The 19,430-nt window shown below is 62.0% G+C and carries 20 protein-coding genes; 12 read left to right on the forward strand and 8 right to left on the reverse strand.

What is annotated here, in order from left to right:
* The first annotated feature begins 138 nt into the window (after positions 1–138).
* The gene (locus tag M0H32_RS21210; protein ID WP_248157410.1) at positions 139–1,200 is read left to right on the forward strand and encodes a saccharopine dehydrogenase family protein; all 1,062 of its coding nucleotides are present in this window, start codon (positions 139–141) and stop codon (positions 1,198–1,200) included.
* A gap of 503 nt (positions 1,201–1,703) precedes the next feature.
* Here the strand turns inward: M0H32_RS21210 and M0H32_RS21215 are convergent.
* Together M0H32_RS21215 and M0H32_RS21220 are read right to left on the reverse strand one after the other, a co-directional pair.
* Positions 1,704–3,554 (reverse strand): sensor domain-containing protein, encoded by a 1,851-nt coding sequence (locus M0H32_RS21215; protein ID WP_248157412.1) that lies wholly within the window; start codon positions 3,552–3,554, stop codon positions 1,704–1,706.
* Between the two features lie 341 nt (positions 3,555–3,895).
* On the reverse strand, positions 3,896–5,155 hold the full coding sequence (locus M0H32_RS21220; protein WP_248157414.1) for a GGDEF domain-containing protein: 1,260 nt from the start codon (positions 5,153–5,155) through the stop codon (positions 3,896–3,898).
* A gap of 337 nt (positions 5,156–5,492) precedes the next feature.
* Between M0H32_RS21220 and M0H32_RS21225 the strand changes: the two genes are divergently transcribed.
* The 8 genes from M0H32_RS21225 to M0H32_RS21260 all read left to right on the forward strand — a co-directional run bounded on the left by M0H32_RS21225 (position 5,493) and on the right by M0H32_RS21260 (position 11,849).
* Positions 5,493–6,014 carry a GNAT family N-acetyltransferase gene (locus tag M0H32_RS21225; RefSeq protein WP_248157416.1) on the forward strand — a complete coding sequence of 174 codons (522 nt, stop codon included), beginning with the start codon at positions 5,493–5,495 and terminating at the stop codon, positions 6,012–6,014.
* A gap of 89 nt (positions 6,015–6,103) precedes the next feature.
* Entirely contained in the window at positions 6,104–6,553 is a 450-nt protein-coding gene (locus M0H32_RS21230; RefSeq protein ID WP_248157418.1) for a thiol-disulfide oxidoreductase DCC family protein, read from the forward strand.
* On the forward strand, positions 6,546–8,231 hold the full coding sequence (locus M0H32_RS21235) for a saccharopine dehydrogenase family protein (RefSeq protein WP_248157420.1): 1,686 nt from the start codon (positions 6,546–6,548) through the stop codon (positions 8,229–8,231). The genes M0H32_RS21230 and M0H32_RS21235 overlap by 8 nt, the downstream gene beginning before the upstream one ends.
* Positions 8,232–8,620: 389 nt before the next feature.
* Complete coding sequence (locus tag M0H32_RS21240; RefSeq protein WP_248157422.1) at positions 8,621–9,115, forward strand: hypothetical protein; 495 nt, start codon at positions 8,621–8,623, stop codon at positions 9,113–9,115.
* Between the two features lie 102 nt (positions 9,116–9,217).
* Entirely contained in the window at positions 9,218–9,967 is a 750-nt protein-coding gene (locus tag M0H32_RS21245) for a pyridoxine 5'-phosphate synthase (RefSeq protein ID WP_248157424.1), read from the forward strand.
* Complete coding sequence (locus tag M0H32_RS21250) at positions 9,968–10,552, forward strand: HD domain-containing protein (RefSeq protein ID WP_248157426.1); 585 nt, start codon at positions 9,968–9,970, stop codon at positions 10,550–10,552. It begins immediately after the preceding gene.
* Positions 10,553–10,619: 67 nt separating this feature from the next.
* Positions 10,620–11,243: a LysE family translocator gene (locus tag M0H32_RS21255; RefSeq protein WP_248157427.1), complete on the forward strand. Its 624-nt coding sequence runs from the start codon at positions 10,620–10,622 to the stop codon at positions 11,241–11,243.
* Positions 11,244–11,306: 63 nt separating this feature from the next.
* Positions 11,307–11,849 (forward strand): NADPH-dependent FMN reductase, encoded by a 543-nt coding sequence (locus tag M0H32_RS21260; protein WP_248157429.1) that lies wholly within the window; start codon positions 11,307–11,309, stop codon positions 11,847–11,849.
* Positions 11,850–11,902: 53 nt separating this feature from the next.
* On the opposite strand, the gene M0H32_RS21265 is transcribed toward M0H32_RS21260, so the two are convergent.
* Complete coding sequence (locus tag M0H32_RS21265) at positions 11,903–12,310, reverse strand: Lrp/AsnC family transcriptional regulator (protein WP_248157431.1); 408 nt, start codon at positions 12,308–12,310, stop codon at positions 11,903–11,905.
* 156 nt (positions 12,311–12,466) lie between these two features.
* Between M0H32_RS21265 and M0H32_RS21270 the strand changes: the two genes are divergently transcribed.
* A complete protein-coding gene (locus M0H32_RS21270) occupies positions 12,467–13,483 on the forward strand; it encodes a 1-aminocyclopropane-1-carboxylate deaminase (RefSeq protein WP_248157433.1) in 1,017 nt (338 codons plus the stop codon).
* Positions 13,484–13,522: 39 nt separating this feature from the next.
* On the opposite strand, the gene M0H32_RS21275 is transcribed toward M0H32_RS21270, so the two are convergent.
* The 5 genes from M0H32_RS21275 to M0H32_RS21295 all read right to left on the reverse strand — a co-directional run bounded on the left by M0H32_RS21275 (position 13,523) and on the right by M0H32_RS21295 (position 17,235).
* Positions 13,523–14,140 (reverse strand): MliC family protein, encoded by a 618-nt coding sequence (locus M0H32_RS21275; protein ID WP_248157435.1) that lies wholly within the window; start codon positions 14,138–14,140, stop codon positions 13,523–13,525.
* A 347-nt stretch (positions 14,141–14,487) separates the two neighbouring features.
* Positions 14,488–15,285: a siderophore-interacting protein gene (locus M0H32_RS21280; RefSeq protein ID WP_248157436.1), complete on the reverse strand. Its 798-nt coding sequence runs from the start codon at positions 15,283–15,285 to the stop codon at positions 14,488–14,490.
* A gap of 363 nt (positions 15,286–15,648) precedes the next feature.
* A complete protein-coding gene (locus tag M0H32_RS21285) occupies positions 15,649–16,143 on the reverse strand; it encodes a YHS domain-containing (seleno)protein (protein ID WP_248157437.1) in 495 nt (164 codons plus the stop codon).
* A gap of 140 nt (positions 16,144–16,283) precedes the next feature.
* The gene (locus tag M0H32_RS21290; protein WP_248157438.1) at positions 16,284–16,874 is read right to left on the reverse strand and encodes a TetR-like C-terminal domain-containing protein; all 591 of its coding nucleotides are present in this window, start codon (positions 16,872–16,874) and stop codon (positions 16,284–16,286) included.
* Entirely contained in the window at positions 16,867–17,235 is a 369-nt protein-coding gene (locus M0H32_RS21295; RefSeq protein ID WP_248157439.1) for a darcynin family protein, read from the reverse strand. Before M0H32_RS21295 ends, M0H32_RS21290 begins: the two co-directional genes overlap by 8 nt.
* Before the next feature lie 166 nt (positions 17,236–17,401).
* On the opposite strand from M0H32_RS21295, the gene gatC reads away from it, so the two are divergent.
* Positions 17,402–17,689 (forward strand): Asp-tRNA(Asn)/Glu-tRNA(Gln) amidotransferase subunit GatC, encoded by a 288-nt coding sequence (gene gatC / locus M0H32_RS21300; protein ID WP_248157440.1) that lies wholly within the window; start codon positions 17,402–17,404, stop codon positions 17,687–17,689.
* Positions 17,690–17,740: 51 nt separating this feature from the next.
* On the forward strand, positions 17,741–19,225 hold the full coding sequence (gene gatA, locus M0H32_RS21305; RefSeq protein ID WP_248157442.1) for an Asp-tRNA(Asn)/Glu-tRNA(Gln) amidotransferase subunit GatA: 1,485 nt from the start codon (positions 17,741–17,743) through the stop codon (positions 19,223–19,225).
* Positions 19,226–19,430 lie beyond the last annotated feature (205 nt).

Here is a 19,430-nt window from a genome sequence, read left to right on the forward strand (position 1 = left end):
TGACGCCAAATCAGCTCCTAATGGGACCAACGGGCGTTTTTCGACCCGCGTTTCGGCGCGGGCGGAGACACGCCGAAAGGGGAACATGAAGGCAGCGGCACAATGGACATCAGATCCGGCCCTGCCGAGGAGCAGAGAATGAAGAAAATCGCGGTATTGGGTCTGGGCAAGGTCGGCGCGCTGGCAGCGCGCCTTTTGCATGAAAGCGGTTTCGAGGTCATCGCCTATGACCAGAATGCCCCGCGCGAGACGATGCCCTTTGCCGTTCAGTCGGCCGATCTGAAGGCCTATGACAGCCTGCAGAAGATCGTCTCGGGCGTCGATGCGATCCTGTCCTGCCTGCCCTATCAGCTCAATGTCGGCGTCGCGACCGCCGCCCATGCCGCAGGCATCCACTATTTCGATCTGACCGAAGACGTGCCGACCACGAAGGCAATCATCGAGATGAGCGCGACCGCCAAGGGCCTGATGGCGCCGCAATGCGGCCTGGCGCCGGGCTTTGTCGGCATTGTCGGCGCCAAGCAGATCGGCGACTTCGACGATTGCCGCTCCTGCCGCATGCGCGTCGGCGCCCTGCCGCAGAACCCGACCGGGCTGATGGGCTATGCCTTCAACTGGTCGCCCGACGGCGTCGTCAACGAATATCTCAACGATTGCGAGGTGATCGAGGACGGTGTGCGCAAATGGGTTTCGCCGATGGAATGGCTGGAAACCATCTATATCGACGGCATGAAACTGGAAGCCTTCACCACCTCTGGCGGTCTCGGCACCATGTGCGAGACCTATCTCGGCAAGGTCGCCAATATCGACTACAAGACCATGCGCTATCCCGGCCACGCCGAGCTGATGAACTTCTTCTTCCACGAGCTCTTGATGCGCGAGCGGCGCCAGGAGGCCGGCGAGATCCTGGTTCATGCCAAACCGCCCACCGACAATGACGTCGTCTATGTGCATGTGGCCTCCGAAGGCACCATTGACGGGCGCCCGCGCCGCGAGGAATTCGTGCGCGCCTACAAGCCGATCGAGATCGGCGGCAAGATGCGCACCGCGATCGCCTGGACGACGTCGGCCTCCGTCGTTGCCGTGATCGAGATGGTCCGCGACGGCAAACTGCCGGGCCAGGGCTTCCTGCGCCAGGAAGACATCCCGCTGGAGGCGTTTCTGAAGACCCGGACGGGCTCGCTCTACGCGGCGGGGTAAGCCTCCCTGTATGGGGCACCGCCTCCCTCTTCGGAGTCACCCCGGACAAGCAAAGCGCAGATCCGGGGCCTACTCGTTGCCAGAGCGGCCCTTGTGGGGCACACGCGCGCGGCCTTTCCTGGCGTCTTGAACAAGCTGCACGGCGAGTGGGCCCCGGCTCAAGGCCGGGGTGACACAGTGGTGTGCGGCAGTGCAGGCGGAAATGGCCTAAGCTGGGCCAAAGGAGGGGGCCTCCCACCGGCGTCATCCCGGCCTAGCATAGCGCGAGCCGGGACCGGGGAGCCACAAGCATTTGCCGACAAAACCTTTCCTAACGACAGCCCCCGGGCTCCCCGGTTCCGGGTCTTCGCTGCGCTAGGCCGGGATGACGATGGAAAGGCAAAGCCGCATTGGGCATTGCGTTTCTATTCTGATGAGGCTTCCTAGGTCTCCGCTTTCGCGGAGATGACACAATGGAGAAAACGCGGACAAGCGAGCTTTGCACCCATCGCAGCCCGACCGGCTCAAACACAGCGTCCGGAGCGTTCGCTTCCGGCAACCGTCACAGCAGGAGACCAGACGTTGCCCGCGGTTCGGATCAAGGTGTCCTGGAGGTCCGCGGCGGACATCGGTTTTCCGAAGTAAAACCCCTGCAGGATGTCGCAGCCCATGCCGCTTGCCAATTGCGCATGGGCTTCCGTTTCCACGCCCTCGGCGACGATCTTCATACCAAGGCTCTTGCCGATCCCGATGATAGAAGCCACCAGAGCACGGGCGGTTTCGTCGCTGACGATGGGCAAAATGAACTGGCGGTCGATTTTCAAGACCGTGGGACTGATTTTCAGGAGCCCCTGGACGGAGGCGTGCCCGGTGCCGAAATCGTCCAGCGCAATGGTGACACCCAGCTCCTTCAACTCGCCAAGCGTCCAGTGCACCACGTCGCCAATGCGTTCCAGATAGACCGATTCCAGGATTTCAATGGTCAGTCTTTCCGGATCGAGCCCCGATTTCTTGATGTCGTGAATGAGGGTCGGATCCGCCAGCCGGCCGGCGGAAACATTGATCGAGACGCGCGGCAGGTCGATGCCCGCCTCGTCGAAGGCGGTCAGCGTTTCGGGCAGCGTGCTGAAGGTGATCTCGTCGATCCGCTTCAGGATCCCCATGGCGGCGGCCGTGTCGAGAAACGCGGCCGGCGGCAGCAGTCCCAGTTTCGGATGCGCCCACCTCACCAGCACCTCGGCGCTGGTGACCCGGCCGGTTTCCGCGTCGATCAGGGGCTGAAAATAGGGAATGAATTCCCGGTTCTCGCAGGCAATCAGAAGGTCGGAGACCAGCCGTTTGGTCGCGATCGCCTCCGCATGCATTTCCTCGGTAAAGAACGACCAGCGCCCCCGGCCGTTGGTCTTGGCATGGTAGAGCGCCATGTCGGCGTCCGCGACCACCTGTTCGGGAACATCCATGCCGGCCTTGGCGATGGCAACGCCGACACTGGCGCTGCAAAAGGTCGACTTGCCCTCGAACGCAAAGGGCGCATGCATTTCCTGCACAATGGCGTCGGCCAGGCCGCTGATATTCAGCGCGCTGTCGCTCAAGGGGCGCAGGATGACAAACTCGTCGCCGCCGATGCGCGCCACAAGGTCCGTTGCCTCTGTCAGGCGGCGCAGCATGTTGGCAACGGAGATCAGCAGCCGGTCACCGGCATCATGGCCCAGCGTGTCGTTGACGGATTTGAACCGGTCGAGATCCACATAAAAGACGGCAAAATCAGACCCGCCTTTCTGCAGGTCCGCGACCCAGGACTTCAGCTCCACCTCGAAATGGCGCCGGTTGGAGAGGCCGGTCAGCGCATCTTCCTTCGACTCCTTGGCCACGGTTTTTGCCAGTTCGTGGAGACGGGTGTTCTCTTTTTCCAGGCGCTGGATTTTCTCGGCAAAGCCGGACAACAGCTCCTGGTGGGAGGCAGCTGCATCAAGCATCTGCGGCCTTGACGGGTGGACAGGCGGCTCATCCAGTTCAATGAGCGAACACAGCCACCACCGGTCGCCCGTTGCCGGGTCCGACAACGGCACCCAGCTCATTTTTTCCCAGTATTCCTCGCCGTTTTTCCGATTGGTGCGAACCTTGACGGAGAAGCACTCCCAGTTCATCAGCTTTTCGATAATGGAAAGATGGTCGCCTTGCGCCATGCTCGCGCCGATCAGTATCGTGCCGCGCTTGCCGCGGATCTCCGCAAGCTCGTAACCGGTGATCCGGGTGAAGGCCTTGTTGCACCACTGCAGCTCCATGACCGCGCCGTCTTCGTCATGCGCCAGCGCAAGTGCCAGCCCTTCGGAGCACTTGTCGATGATCTGGTCGAATATCTGCGCAGGTATCATGGGTAAAGCTCACATCATCATGCACCCAAGGGACCGTCAAGAGATTAGACAAGTGTTAATGCGGCCCGGAAATCGATGATCTGAATTTCGTCCAGTGCCTTTACAGCAACAAAAGGTGGTTGGGCCTGCAAGGCCTTCGCGCAATGCTTGCCGGAGAAGCCGGATATTTTGCCGTGAGACCGAAGCTCCTCCGGTCTTGGCGCCGGGCGTTTGGGGCTCGATTGACGGACTGTCTCCGCAGCGTTGTTTCATGTCCCGCCCAACCAGCGTCCTCCCCGCCAAGCGCCCGGCTTCCCGGGTCTCCGCTTTCGCGGAGATAACGCCGAAGATGCCAGTGCAGTTCACAGCTCCGCTTTCGGCCCGACCACCCAGTTGCGGCCCTTTTTCTTGGCCTCGTAAAGGCGTTGGTCCGCGGTCTTGAACAGGCGTTCGAGCGTGTCGCCATCTTCCGGCGCGCAGGCGACGCCGACGCTGACCGTGATCTTTTCGGGCAGATAGACCTTGCTGAACCGCTCGATGGTCTTGCGCAGGCGCTCGGCCAGCGACGTCGCCCCGTCGGCGGGCAGTTTCTCGCACAGCAGCACGAATTCCTCACCGCCGACCCGGTACAAATGATCGTCGGAACGCAGGTTTTCCGTCAGAAGGCGCGCGACCGTCTTCAACACTTCGTCACCCGCCTGATGGCCGTGCCGGTCGTTGACCTGCTTGAAATGATCGATATCGATCACCAGCAAGGACACCGCCCGTCCTTCCGCCAGATTCCGCGCCAGGATCGCCGGGGCGTTCTGGTCATACTGGCTGCGGTCGAGCGCGCCGGTCAGGTGGTCGCGGATCGAGGCTTCGAGCAGCTTGTGATAGCGCTCCCGGTAGGTCAGCACCTGGAAGACGTCTTTCAGGGGCCGGTCGGTCAGCCAGCCCTTCTCGGTGTCGAAATATTTCAGATAGACGATGAAAAGTACCGTATAGACGACCGTCGCGACCATCTTGGCGACCCAGCCGCCGAAAAAGACATGGCCCGGCGCACCGGAAACATAATGCAGCGCCAGGAAGAAACCCGCCTGATCGAAGGTCAGGACAACCGCGCCGCAGATCAGGAAACGCAGTCCCAGATGCCGGCCGAGCCAGTCGCCGATCCGTTCATACAGGATGATGATCAGGATGCTGTCAATGAACAGGAGGATGGTGCCCCAGACCATCAGCAGCCCCATCTCGTCGATAAAGGCGAAGTCCGGACCGTGGCTGTTGGTGACGTCGATTGTCTCGTGGTTCCTCAAGATCATCACCAGGGCGACGATCAGGAAATTGCCGATCAGAAGGCCATAGATCGGCTGGCGCACCGCAAGCGCGTCCTCGCGAACATAAAGCAACAGGATCATCAACAACTTGCCGGAGAACAGCACCGTAGAGCCGGGCGAGACGATGCCGAAGGGCAGCTGGATGTAGAACACGCTGGCGAGATAGGTCTCCAGAAAATGCATCACGCCCAGCGCGCACATGAAGACGCCGATGCCAATCACCTTGCGTGCGCGCAGCAAGCTCATCATGACGGTGAAATAAACGGCGGCCTGGGCAAAGAGGAGGAGAACGTTGGAAGTGGCCATGGGCAGTCCGGATTGTCTTTCTTGCAGCAATGTATGCATTGATTCTCGCGCATAGCGAAACCAAAACCGGTTTCGTGGCTAAGTAGGACCAAGAGACCCGTCAAGGCCTCCTCTTACGGCAAATGCCCTGCGCGCGAAATTCCGGGGAACTACTGTGTCGTTGCGTTGCCTTGTCTTCAATTTTTCTCCCGGCCTGCAGAAAAGGGCACCATATCCGCGCCCCTGATCGTGGCTTTCCGGCGGGCAATCCGGGAGGCAAAGTTCCCGGCGTCTGCACGCAATCGTGAAAGACCGCGATCTGAGGACGTCTTGATCGCCTGCCCGGGACATGGTCTCCATGGCCGCCCCGGAACAAGACGGACAGACCTGCAACATGTGCTCCAAGCCCTCTGGCGAGATTGAATTTCGGCGGCTGACGGACATTGCCCCCGAAATCCTCCTTGCGCATATGTCCGACCCGCGCGTTGGCGAACACCTGCCGTTGCAGACCTTCACCTGGGATCTCGACATGGTGGAAAAATTCGTGGCGGCCAAGGAAGCCTGCTGGCAGTGCGACGGCCTCGGCCACTGGGCGATTTTCTGCGGCGGGTCCTATGTCGGCTGGGGCGGGTTTCAGAAGGAAGACACCGAATGGGATTTCGGACTGGTGCTGACGCCGGACGCTTTCGGTCTTGGCGCCCGCATCGCCCGTCAGGCACTCGCCTTCGCCCGTGCCGATACGCGCATCCCCTTTGTCACATTCCTGCTGGCGCCCACGCGCAAAAATCTCGGCGCCCTCACCCGACTGGGCGCGAAACCGCTCGGCACCGTCGAACATGCCGGGACCGCGTTTCTGAAATTCCGGCTCGAGACCGCCTGAAAGACCAAACCCTGTGGCAAAGTGCGGGCTCGCCCATTTGCAACTCCGGCGCCATCATCGCCTAAAACCGGACACTCCTGGAGCCCGACATGGCCGACACGACGGAAGGACAATGCCACGGCATCGAACGTGCTGAACCAGGACTGCCCCAGGGCAACCTTATCGTCTTCGATGGCATCTGCGTGTTCTGCTCCGGCTTTGCCAGGTTCATGGTCAAACACGACCGGCGCGCCGGCTTCCGGTTTGTGGACGCCCATTCGCAAACGGGCCGCGCGCTCTACCGGCTTTTCGATCTCGATCCGGACCTGATGGAAACCAACATCGTCATCCATGACGGCCGTGTCCACACCAAGATGGCGTCCTTTACCGCAGCCATGGCGAGCCTCGGCTGGCCGTGGAAGGCGCTGACGGTGTTGAACCTTCTTCCCAGGAGCCTCGCCAACTGGATCTATGACCGGATCGCGCAAAACCGCTACCGCTTCGGCCGGCGTGCCTGCCCTCTGCCGTCGGCTGAACTCAAGGAACGGTTGATTGACTGAAGCCAACTCCAGGCAACGGATTGTCATTCTTGGTGGCTACGGCGTCTTCGGCGGCAAGCTGGCCGAAGCCTTGCTGCGCCAGCCGCAATTCGAGGTCGTCATTGCCGGCCGCAATCTCGGCAAGGCGCAGACCTTCTGTGACCGCCATGGTGGCTTGCCGGCGGCACTGGACAGATCCGCAAGCAATTTCTCTGAAACGCTTGCCGGCCTCGCCCCGTTCGCGACCATCGACGCCGCCGGCCCCTTCCAGGCCTATGGCGAGCACCGCTACAAGGTTGCCGAGGCCGCTCTTGCCGCAGGCAGCCATTATCTGGATCTGTCCGACGACGCCGGTTTCACCGGCGGCATTGGTGTCCTGCGGGATCAGGCCCTGGCAGCGGGGCTTTCGGTCCTCTCGGGCGTTTCCAGCGTTCCCGCCCTGTCATCGGCTGCTGTCGAGGCGCTTCGCGGCGACTTCTCCCGCCTGGACCTGATTGAAAGCGTGATCCTGCCCGGCAACCGTGCCCCACGCGGTCTCTCTGTCATGCGCGCGATCCTGACCCAGGCGGGCCGGCCGATGACCGTCTTTCGCGACGGGATCAGAATCCGGCTTCCTGGCTGGTCCGGCCTTTCCAAACGCCGGATAGGTCCACCAGGAAGGGCCGGTCTGCCACCTCGTTGGACGTCTTTCATTGGCGCCCCGGATCTGACGCTCTTCCCGGAACGTTATCGCGCCCGGACCGTGCTGTTCCGCGCCGGGCTGGAGCTTCCGATAATGCATCTCGGACTTTGGGGGCTTTCCTGGATGGTGCGTCTCCGCCTGCTGCGCTCGCTGGACCCCATGGCCGGTGTCCTGCAGAAGATCGCCGACTGGCTGGAGCCCCTTGGCAGCGACCGCGGCGGCATGGAAGTTCGCCTCGCCGGCCTCGACGGCAGAGGCAAGCCGTTGAGCCGCCGCTGGACCCTGATCGCAGAAGCCGGCGACGGACCGCATATCCCCGCCGTGGCCGCCGCGATCTTGTGCCGGCGGCTCACGCAAGGCACGGTTCCGGCAGGTGCCCGCCCCTGCCTGGGAGAAATCACGCTTCAGGACGTTTCGGAGGCAACCTCCCACCTCAGCGTCGCCACCCGGGTCGACACGGATGACCGCCCCTGCCTGTTCCAGCAGGCCCTTGGTACCGGCTTCGACACTTTGCCGGCGCCCGTCCGGGATCTGCACACGGTGTATGACAGGCGCTGCTGGACCGGCGAGGCCAAGGTCACACGCGGCGGCTCTTTCCTGAGCAAGCTGATCTGCCGCATGGTCGGCTTTCCGCCGCAAGCGGAGCGGACACCGGTTGCGGTGACAATCGAGCGGCGTGGGAAGGCTGAAATCTGGCAGCGCAATTTCGGCGGCAAGGTGTTTAAATCCGTGCTCAGCCTGCGGGGCGCGCCCGGCTCCGGCATCGTGCAGGAACGGTTCGGCCCGATTGCGTTCAACATTCATTTGCAACAGCGGCACGGGAGATTGGCCTTCCCTGTCGGCCGGGGCCGGTGCCTCGCACTCCCATTGCCAAACTGGCTGATTCCGCTCAGCGAAGCGTGGGAACAAGATGATAGTGGGCGCTTTAACTTTGACGTGAAGATCTCGTTGCCGGGCATCGGCATGCTCGTCCACTATCAGGGATGGCTGCAACCTCAGAGTCTGGCCCATAAATGAAATCGAAATGGCATGGGAAATGGCGAAACACCGATAGGAAGGGTGCGCGGAGCGGGCTTATTGCCCGGTCAAGCACGCTGACGACACGGGGTGAAGCCATTTCCATGTCCTTCGGATTTGACCGAATTGGTCTTCCTCGGCGTCGCGAAAGGCTAGAAAATGAACCACATTTCCTGCGCTTTCGCTCCTAGATGAAGACCAATTCGCCTCAAACCATTTCAGCTTCATTTATGGGCCAGACTCTGAAGAGCCCGCCCTGACACCGGCGGAATCGGCCTGACGGATCGAGTCTTTCCCTCTGTTTGCTGAAAAACTGCACATGCCCTCCTGAAAAAGCACGTTCCGGTCTCGCTAGACAGATCCCGTCTCGACAGCAAGGAGGATCGCGCATGTCCAACGACGGTAAGCAACAGCAGGGCTGGTTCCAACGCAACGCCTGGCGGTTCGTCGTGGCCGCGGAGAGCGCGGCCGCGGGCACTTTGGTGGCCTTCACGGTCGCCATGATGCTGAAAAACGGCGGCTCCGGAGGCGGCGGAGCCGTCGAACCCTATATCGCCGCGCTCCTGGGCGGTGGCGGCGGCCTGGTCGGCGGCTTTTGTCTGTCCAGCTGGTACGGCCGGCCGGGCCGGTATGGCTGGGCCTACGCCATTTTGTTCTCCCTGGTCGCCCCGCCCCTTGCCGGCGCGATAGCCGGCTCCTGCCTGCTGCCGGGCGTCGGCACCGCGGTCGGCGCCGGCATGGCGCTCTGGACTTTCTATTATCCGCAATCGATTGCCGTCTGGGCGGCCTGCCTGATCGCCATCCATCTGCACACGCGCCGGCTGCGGGCGCGGCAATTTTCCGGCGGGCATCTTGCCGGCGCCGCCCCGAAACATTGTCTCTAGTGACAATATCTTGTTTGACTTCAAGGACTTTTGGAACAATCTTGCGATCCTGACCCAACCCTTTCAAGCTTGATCAGAACCGCTTTTTCCGGATTGTCAGCCATGCCCGAAGTCTCGCGCCTCTCCGTTAACGTCAATGCCGTCGCCATGCTGCGCAACCGCCGCGACCTGCCCTGGCCGAGCGTGACCGGGCTGGCCGCGATTGCCATGGAAGCGGGCGCCAAGGGCATCACCGTGCATCCGCGACCCGACGAGCGCCATATCCGCAAAACGGATGTGTTCGAGCTCTCCGAGCTGATCGAGGACCGGTTCCCCAACAAGGAACTTTGCCTGGAAGGCTATCCCGCGCCGGACTTTATGAAACTGGTCGAAGAGGCACGGCCGGAGCAGGTGCTGTTCGTGCCCGACGATCCGGACCAGTCAACGTCCGATCACGGCTGGGATTTTTCGAAAGACACAGGCGCGCTCGAAACCGCGATTGCCGCCGCAAAGGAATGGGCGGTTAAGGTCTCCTTGTTCTGCGATCCGGATCCCGCCGCGCCGGAACACGCCGCCCGGCTCGGCGCGGAGCGGATCGAGATCTATACTGGCCCCTATGGCGGCTGTTACGACGATCCGGCGAAAGCCGCGCGCGAACTCGACAAGGTGGTCGCCGCCGCGGAAGCCGCGCGTGGTTGCGGCCTTGGCGTCAATGCCGGCCATGACCTTACGGTCGAAAATATCCCGCCCCTGCTGGCGCGCGCGCCCTTCATCCGGGAAATGTCCATCGGCCACGGCTTCACCGCCGACGCCCTGATCTACGGCTTCACCGGCAGCGTCACCCGGTTCCGCCGGGCCATGGGCGAGATCTGAATGGAGACCGACCTGTCCCGGCAGATCGGCTTTCTCCTGGAAACCGACAAGCTGAAGGAAGTCGTCCGGCTCAACCAGCTGGCCGCGGGCAACCGCCGGGAGACCACAGCAGAGCATTGCTGGCACGTCATCCTGCAGACGCTGACCCTTGCCGAACACGCGCCCGAGGGCACGGACATTGCCCATGTGGTGCGCCTGCTTGCCGTTCATGATCTCGTGGAGATCGATGCCGGCGACCATTGGGTGACGGACGACAACCGGGCCGACGTCAAACGCCGGGAAGAAGCCGCCGCAAACCGCCTGTTTGCGCTTCTGCCAGGGGCGCAGGCACAAGACTTCAAAGATCTCTGGCTGGAATTCGAGGCCTGCGAAACCGCCGAGGCTCGCTTCGCCAATGCCATGGACGCCTTTCATCCGATGGTGCTGGTATTTGCCTCCGGCCAGCCTGATCCGACCCACGAACCGCTGTCCGCCGAGACAATGCGGCGGACCAAACAAGACCACCTCGCCCCCTTTCCCACGCTCTGGGCCTATGCCCAGGAGCTTCTCGACCAGGCCGTCCGCGACGGCCGCCTACTGCCCTGATCCAGGGCCGCACTCTGATATTGCCTCCGGCCTGCCCCGCTTCAGGCCGCCTTTCAAGGATTGTCCGATGCCAATCGATCTCTGGCTCGTGTTTGTCGCCGTCTCCCTGCTGCCAGCCATCAGCCCGGGTCCCGCCGTCATGCTGGCGCTCTCCAACACGCTGCGCTTCGGCCGCAATGCCACGCTGGCCTCGGCCAGCGGCAATGCGCTTGGCCTGGTGGTTCTCGGTTATGCGGTAGCCCTTGGCTTCGGTGCGATCATGGCAACCTCCGCCATTGCCTTCACGGTTTTGAAAATCATCGGCGCCGCCTACCTGATCTTTCTCGGTATGAAGATCTGGCGCGACAAGACGACGTTCCAGGTGCAGGACGGCGTGCTGACGGCCAGGAAGAGCGGCTGGAAACTGTTCCTCGAAGCGTTTTTGGTGTCGATCACCAATCCCAAGGCGATCCTGGTGATCACCGCCCTGTTCCCGCAATTCATGCACAAGGGCCGGATCGATCTATTCGAAATCACGATCCTGTCGGTGACCTATGCCGCGCTCTGCTTTGCCAACCACGCCGCCATCGCCTTTGCCGGTGGCCACATGCGCCGCTTCCTGACTTCGGCAAAACGCATGCTGTGGGTGCGCCGGGTCACCGGCACCCTCTTTGTCGGCTTTGGCACGGCACTGGCGGCCGCGAGCCGGTAAGCGGATTTCACGGGCGCGCGAATCCGGTAGGCTCTGCCTCCGCCCAACCGGAACCCGCGTCCCATGTCCGTCTCGCTCCTTAGCTTCTGTGGCAGTCTGCGCGCTGCCTCGTCCAATCTGGCGCTTCTGACCGCCGCCGAACGCCTGGCGCCGGAAGGACTGTCGATTGAGCGCTATGACGCGATCGCCGAGCTGCCGCATTTTTCGCCCGATCTCGACACGCAAGACCGGTTGCCGGCAATCGTCCGGGAGCTGCGTGACCGTGTCGCGGCGGCGGATGGCCTGCTCTTCGCAGTGCCGGAATACATGCATTGCCTGCCGGGAAGTTTCAAAAACGCGCTCGACTGGATGGTCGGCTGCACCCGCTTTCCGGGCAAACCGGTGGCGCTTGCCCATGTCAGCGACCGGCACGCCTTTGCCCCCGGCCAGCTGGAAGAAGTGCTCCGGACCATGTCGGCCGAGATCGTCGCCGAGGCCGGATTCTCGTTGGGACTGAGAACCAACGATGTCACGGCGGACAGGATCTGCGGAGACAGCCATCTGGCAGGGATCATCAGCGACGGCCTTGAACGCTTCCGCGCCAGGCTTGCCCACGTCTGCTATTAGAACTGTAACAGCGCGTTGTCCGTCACCTCCTTCATGACGAAGAAGGTCCGCGTCTACCGCACGCCCGGCAAGGCGATGAGCTTTTCGCCATGTAGCTTGTTGAAGTCGGCCATGTCGCGCGCGCGGATCTTGAGGAAATAATCGAAATCGCCGGCCACCAGATGGCAATCCAGAATGAAGTCGGCCTTTCGGATGACCTCCTCGAATTCGGCGAAGCTCTGCGGTGTCGAGCGGTCCAGCACCACCCCGACAATGACGAGCGCCGAGCGTTCGACCTTCACGGGATCGATCTGCGCACGCACGCCCTGAACATAGCCCTGATCGAAGAGCCGCTGCGTCCGCCTGTGGCAGGTCGCGGGGCTGACATTCACCTGCGCGGCAAGATCCGCATTGCTGAGACGGCCATCCGATTGCAAGAGCCTGAGAATTTTCCTGTCAATCCTGTCCAGATTTTCCGCCATGAAAGATTCTTCCGTTTTCTTATTCTAATTTCGAAGTTTCTCTCACTTCAACGTCAACTTCTTCTGAACCGGAGAAACAATTCGGAAGCATAAGAGAGCACCTTTCATCCGAAATCTGCAAGGCTCATGGCATTATCAACCAACACGGTGTGCTCCATGAACCTCGACAAGTTTGACCGTTATCCGCTCACCTTCGGCCCCACTCCGATAGAACATCTTCCCCGCCTGTCCGAAGCCCTTGGCGGCAAGGTGGACATCTATGCCAAGCGCGAGGATTGCAATTCGGGCCTGGCCTTTGGTGGCAACAAGCTGCGAAAGCTTGAATTTATCGTGCCGGATGCCCTGGCCTCGGGTGCGGATACGCTGGTTTCCATCGGCGGTGTTCAATCAAATCACACACGCATGGTCGCCGCGACGGCAGCAAAAATCGGCATGAAATGCGTCGTCGTCCAGGAAAAGTGGGTTCCGCACCACGACGCGGTCTATGACCGCGTCGGCAATATTCTGCTGACACGGCTGATGGGTGCGGACTCACGCCTGGTGGAGGACGGTTTCGATATCGGTATCAGGCAAAGCTGGGAGGACGCGCTTCAGTCTGTGCGCGACGCCGGCGGCGTTCCCTACGGCATTCCGGCCGGCGCCTCCGTCCACAAATACGGCGGCCTCGGCTACGTGCACTTCGCGGAGGAAGTCAGGCAGCAGGAAGCGGACATGGGCATCACCTTCGACTACATCATCGTTTGCGTGGTGACCGGCTCCACGCAGGCCGGGATGATCGTCGGCTTCGCGGACCAGAACCGGGCAGACCGTGTCATTGGCATCGACGCCTCGGGCACGCCCGAGCAGACACGTGCGCAGGTCCGGCAGATCGTCGACGGCACGGCGGATCTTGTCGACCTCGGGCGCCGGGTACGGGACGACGAGATCGTGATCAGGACGGACTATGCCTACCCGGCCTATGGCGTGCCGTCAGAGGAAACCAATGCCGCCATCAGGCTTGCGGCGAAATGCGAGGCGATGATCACCGACCCGGTCTATGAGGGCAAATCCATGCAAGGCATGATCGACCTGATCCGGACCGGAGACATACCTGCCGGATCAAAGGTTCTATACGCGCATCTTGGCGGCGCGCCCGCGCTCAACGGCTACAGCTCCTACTACAAGGACGGATGAACTGCCTGAGACCGGACGAGACAGGGCCTGCCGGCCCTGTCAGCCTGCACGCACCTTGCAGTCGAACGACGTCCCCTGCGGCCACTCGACCATTGCGTCATTGCCCTTGATCCAGAAGACGATACCGAAGTCGCCCTCATAGCGCGCGCCCGAACCGCTCAGTCCCTGGACGGCGATTTCCGTGGTGTCGCCGCGCTCCAGCCGCGCCGAGGGCGGCTCGGTCGGAAAGAAGGTCGCGACGATCTCGTCGGCCGGATTGCCGTTGCAGGTGTAAAACACCGGCGCCTGGCCCTTGATCAACTGGTAACGGGCGGTCAGCTCCGCGATACGGCGCTCATAGGTGGCTTTGAGGCAGGCAAGCTCATCCTCGCCCTTCCAGCACTCGTCCCGGCCCTTGACCCAGCCACGCTGATAGGCCTTCAGCGTGTTCAGTGCTTCGTCCGCGCCGGCATCAAGGGATTTCACCACGTCCACCGCACCGCCATAAATCTCGGCCAGTTTCCGGTCGAGCGCCGCCAGCTCGTCATTCGAACAGATCAGCTTTTCTGCGGAGCTTTCCGCCTTGGCACAATCGAAAGCCGGCTCCGCGGCCAGCGAGGCTGATGACCAGAACAGGGCGGCAAACAGAGTGGCCAGAACTATTCCCAAAACGCGCATGACTAGACCTCCTGAAAACGGGAAGACTATCAGTCTAAGCGTGAAGGCGTGGCGAGAATTTGAAGGAGGCTGGGAAATCATGTCGCATCGAAATGCGCAGGTTCGATTTTGCCGCTTGCGCCGCTCACCCCCACCCTTGATCCCTCCCCACAAGGGGGAGGGAGACGCAAGCGGCGCACGCCCGTAGAGAAGCCAACTCATCATGCGTTATTCCTTGCTGTTGCAAGTGAGCTTGCACTGCCTAATTCCCCTCCCCTTTGTGGGGAGGGGTTAGGGGTGGGGGTACGCAGCGCTGGCCGTAAGAAACTCATCAGCCAGACCAGTAACTCTGAACCGCCGTTGCCCCTTTACGCCGCTTCGGCCCGTTTCATCTTCTGGTGCTCGTCTTCGACCAGGCCGATTTTCCAATAGCCTGAAATGTAGGTGTCCTTTTTCGGCACCTGGCGCTCATTGTGAAGATGATCCCGGAGCGCCCGGATCACCGAGCTTTCCCCGGCAATGCAGGTCTGAATGGTGCCGGACGGCCAGTCGAGGGACCGGACCAGGTCGACTTGGGCGGTCGAGGGGCGGTGCACGTCCGCCTGGACCAGCCAGCGGATGTCGATGCCGGCGGGCGCGGAAATCTCGCGAATGTCCTCATCGCACGGTACTTCGAACACACAGAGACCCCTGGCATCGGCCGGCATCTGCTCCAGCGTCGCCTCGACCACCGGCATGGCCGACAGGTCGGCGGCCAGCAGATACCAGTCGGCATGGAACTCGGTGAGTTTCGGCTGGCTCGGGCCGAAAAAGCCAAGGAAGGAACCCGGCCCCGCCGCCTGCGCCCAGCGCGTCGCCGGGCCTTCGTCGCCGTGGGCGACAAAATCGATGTCGAGTTCCAGAACATCTTCCCGATAGGCGCGCACGGTGTAGGTGCGAACAGGATGGATCTTTTCCTCCGGCCCGTCGGGTGCAAAATACGCTTCGAACGCGTCCCGGCTCTCGCCGTCGCGCGGCAGCACCAGCTTGCAATTGGCGCCGTGATGGCCCTTCGGAAACCCTTCCAGCTCCGGCCCCGCAAAGGTGACACGAATGAAGTTCGGGCTGAGAGGAACGGCGGATTTGACGGTCAGGAACCTGGGACGGCGTTTGGGAAGTCTGGCCACGGCCACCTCTTTAATGCTGAATAATTTTCTCAGGATTTAGCATTTCACGGACAGGATTTAAAGAGGCGCGCCAGTGGAAAGACGGAACGGGGTGTGGCACGCCACCTTTTCTCCATCATTCCGGACAAGTGCAGCTTTGCTGCATGATGATCCGGAATCCAGCGTGTCAGCGTTAGCGAAGCGAACACCCTTGGATTGGATGTTGCCGCGCCTTAGGCGCGAAATATGTCTGGGTTCCGGGTCGGCGCTCGGCTTCGCCTCACTGGCCCGGAATGACGGGTTGGTAAGCGGAGAAAACTTAAAACCGCAGCAAAAAGCCCGCCGGGTGGCGGGTTTTCGAAACACCGGCAAGGATGAGAAACCTCAGTCCCGGATGATGGGTTCTTTCAGATCGCTCGGCTTCTTGTCCTTGATGATTTCCCAGTTGAGCGTCGCCTTGCGGATGTGGCCCGGGACGTCCTGCTCGAAGCGTTCCTGAACCGTCAGCGAATTGTTCAGGTAGAGCTTGCCATCGACGATCGACCAGGCATCCGGCACCACCGGGACCTTGAAACCCATGGACGCGCCGAAGGCGCAGAAGCCGCCATATTGCGGCGCGTATTTGGCCGGATCGGCGGCGAAGGCGTCGCGGTTTTCCGCGGACGAGAATTTCCAGGTCACGTCGTCATAGTCGAATGTGTAGTCGTCGGAGCCGGCGACCGGTTTGCCTTCGGTGAAATAGGCGACCGGATCGGTTCCGCCGATTGCGGCGCCCTCCTTGGTGAAGGTGGTGATTTCGTCGGCCGAGGCCGTGAAGGCGGCGGCGGAGAACAGGGCGGTCAGCCCCAGAAGAACGGATTTGGACGTATAAAGCGGCATCAACGTCTCCCTGACATGTCTGGCCGGTGCTTCCCTGCACCGCGCCGGTCAGAAAATGTCCCCAGCTGCAGACAAACACCAATCACCCTTGATCACAGAGCCGACAGCACCGGGAGAGCGGAACGTGATCGCGAGTTCGGTCACATTCCCGGGAGGCCCTGAAACGCCGCCGGGTCCCTCGGCGCGACAAGGCCGAGCACCAGATAGATCGCCGTCTCTATGTCCCCCTCCGTAACGTCCTGGCCACGGATCAGCAGGCGGAAATAGATCAGCCCGAGCAGGAGATCGATCCGGGTCTCCATGTCCGCTTCGAACGGCGTCGCCAGAAAGATCTGCCGCAGCACCAGACGCCGCCCCTCTTCCGCCTCGGCCAGCACAGCGGCCAGACCAGGCCGCTGGCGGTAGGGCACCAGCGCCCGTATCGCGCCGCCGAGAGGCGTTTCCTGCAAGGCCTTGACCGAGTTCAAAAGACACAGCCGCAGATCCTCGGCAACACTGCCGCGCTGCGGCGGTCCCGGATTGGCCGTCACCAGCGCCTGTTCCACCGCGGCTGCGATCAAAGCCTCCTTGTCGGCATAGCGGCGGTAAACCGCCTGTTTGCTTGTCCGTGCCCGCGCGGCGATGGCGGCAATGGTGGTTTTCTCATAGCCGTTTTCAGCAAGTTCAGAGAGTGTCGCCGCCAGAAGGGCTCCGGTGACCCGCGCTTGCCGCGGCCGGCCGGCCTCAGCCATTGGTTTCCTCTTTCAGGCTCGCCTCGTAATCCTGAAAGCCGTTTTCGATGCCTGTCGTGACATTAACGATGCGCGCGTAGGGGTGAGCGAAGATCTCCGTGTCGCGCAGCTCCTCCCAGAGATGATGATAGGCGCGCATGTCGGAAAACCGGCAGATGGCGAAATCGGAAAACCCGCCGGCCAGCGCATCGGCGTCGAACCACTCGAAGGTGACCTTGGGATGGCGGGCAAGAATCGCGCCGATCTTGCCGGCGATACGGCCCCTCTCCTCACGCGGCAACGCCAGCCAGGCGGGTTCGAACGCCAGATAGACAACGGCCGCCATCGGCAGCGGGCGCAGGGTTTCGGCTGGTTTGCTCATACGAAAACTCTATTACGGTTATTACTGGTACCGTATTATGATGAAATCTCCGGTGGGGCAAGACGCATTGCTTGAATATTTTTGCCTCCCGCCGCAAAGAGAACGGGACAGATCCAGGCAGCCGGAGCCTTCTCCGCTGCGCTTCAAGAAGACCCACGAGGAAAACATGTCAGTTGATACCGATACGGTGAAACGCGTCGCGCGCCTGGCGCGCATCAAGGTGAGCGACGACGACGCCACCCGCATGACCGGCGAATTGAACGCCATTCTCGGCTTTGTCGAGCACCTCGACGAAGTCAATATCGACGGCGTCGAGCCGCTGACCTCCGTGGTCGAGCAGACCATGAAAAAGCGCGTGGACGGTGTCACGGACGGCAGCAAGGCCGACGACATCACCCAGAACGCCCCGGCCTCGGAAGATCATTTCTTCATGGTGCCGAAAGTCGTCGAATAAGCGCCCCGTCCGACCCGATCTGGCCCTTGCCGGCCAACACGAGAAGAATCCATGACCGATCTGACCAAACTCACCATTGCCGAGGCCCGCGAAGGCCTGAAGAACAAGGACTACACGTCCCTGGAACTGACCGACGCCTTTATCGGCAACATCGAGGCCGCCAACGCCCAGCTCAACGCCTATGTGACCGTAACCGCAGATCAGGCCCGCGAGATGGCGAAAGCGTCCGACGCGAAGCTCGCCAAGGGCGAAGGCGGCGCGTTGGAAGGCATTCCGCTCGGCATCAAGGACCTGTTCGCCACCAAGGGCGTGCACACCCAGGCTTGCAGCCACATCCTGGACGGCTTCAAGCCGCCGTATGAATCCACCGTGACCTCGAACCTGTGGGCCGACGGCGCCGTCATGCTCGGCAAGCTCAACATGGACGAGTTCGCCATGGGCTCCTCCAACGAGACCTCCTATTACGGCCCTGTGATCAACCCGTGGCGCAAGCAGGGCTCCAACCAGGATCTGGTTCCGGGCGGCTCGTCCGGCGGGTCCGCGTCCGCAGTTGCAGCGCGCATGTGCATGGGCGCAACCGCCACCGACACCGGCGGCTCGATCCGCCAGCCGGCCGCCTTCACCGGCACCGTCGGCATCAAGCCGACCTATGGCCGCTGCTCGCGCTGGGGCGTCGTCGCCTTCGCCTCCTCGCTCGACCAGGCCGGACCGATCGCCCACACGGTCCGCGACAGCGCAATCCTGCTGAAATCCATGGCTTCCGTCGACCCGAAGGACACCACCTCCGTCGACATCGAGGTGCCGGATTACGAAGCCGCCATCGGCAAGTCGGTAATGGGCCTGAAGATCGGCATTCCGGCCGAGTACCGCATGGAGGGCATGCCGGGCGAAATCGACGAACTCTGGCAGAAGGGCATCGAATGGCTGAAGGATGCCGGCGCCGAAATCGTCGACATTGCCATGCCGCACACCAAATACGCCCTGCCGGCCTATTACATCGTCGCCCCGGCGGAAGCCTCGTCCAACCTCGCCCGTTATGACGGCGTCCGCTACGGCCTGCGCGTGCCGGGCAAGGACATTGTCGAGATGTACGAGAACACCCGCGCCGAAGGGTTCGGCGAGGAGGTCAAGCGCCGCATCCTGATCGGCACCTATGTGCTCTCCGCCGGCTACTATGACGCCTATTACCTGAAGGCCCAGAAGGTGCGCACCCTGATCAAACGCGACTTCGACCTCGCCTGGGAAAACGGTGTCGACGCCATCCTGACTCCGGCCACCCCGTCGGCCGCCTTCGGCGTCGCCGACCAGGACCTGCATTCCGACCCGGTGAAAATGTACCTGAACGACATCTTCACCGTGACCGTGAACATGGCCGGCCTACCGGGCATTTCGGTCCCCGCCGGCCTCGACAAGTCCGGCCTGCCGCTTGGCCTGCAGCTCATCGGCAAGCCCTTCGACGAAAGCACCCTGTTCCAGGTCGGCCAGGTCATCGAAGACGCCGCCGGCTCCTTCGAACCGGAGAAATGGTGGGGCTGATCCGGACCTGCCCACGTTCGGGGTTTGGTTACCCCCACCCCTATCCCCTCCCCACAAGGGGGAGGGGGACCACCCGCGGCAATGCTGCGGTGAGATTGGCGGCGGTTGCCTGACGTTGGCAATGAGTCCGACGGCAAATCGCAGCTGAGTCCCCTTCCCCCTTGTGGGGAAGGGTTAGGGATGGGGGTAAACGGCGAAGCCGTAA

This window comes from Roseibium sediminicola, assembly GCF_023156505.1.
Classification (GTDB): Bacteria; Pseudomonadota; Alphaproteobacteria; order Rhizobiales; family Stappiaceae; genus Roseibium; species Roseibium sediminicola.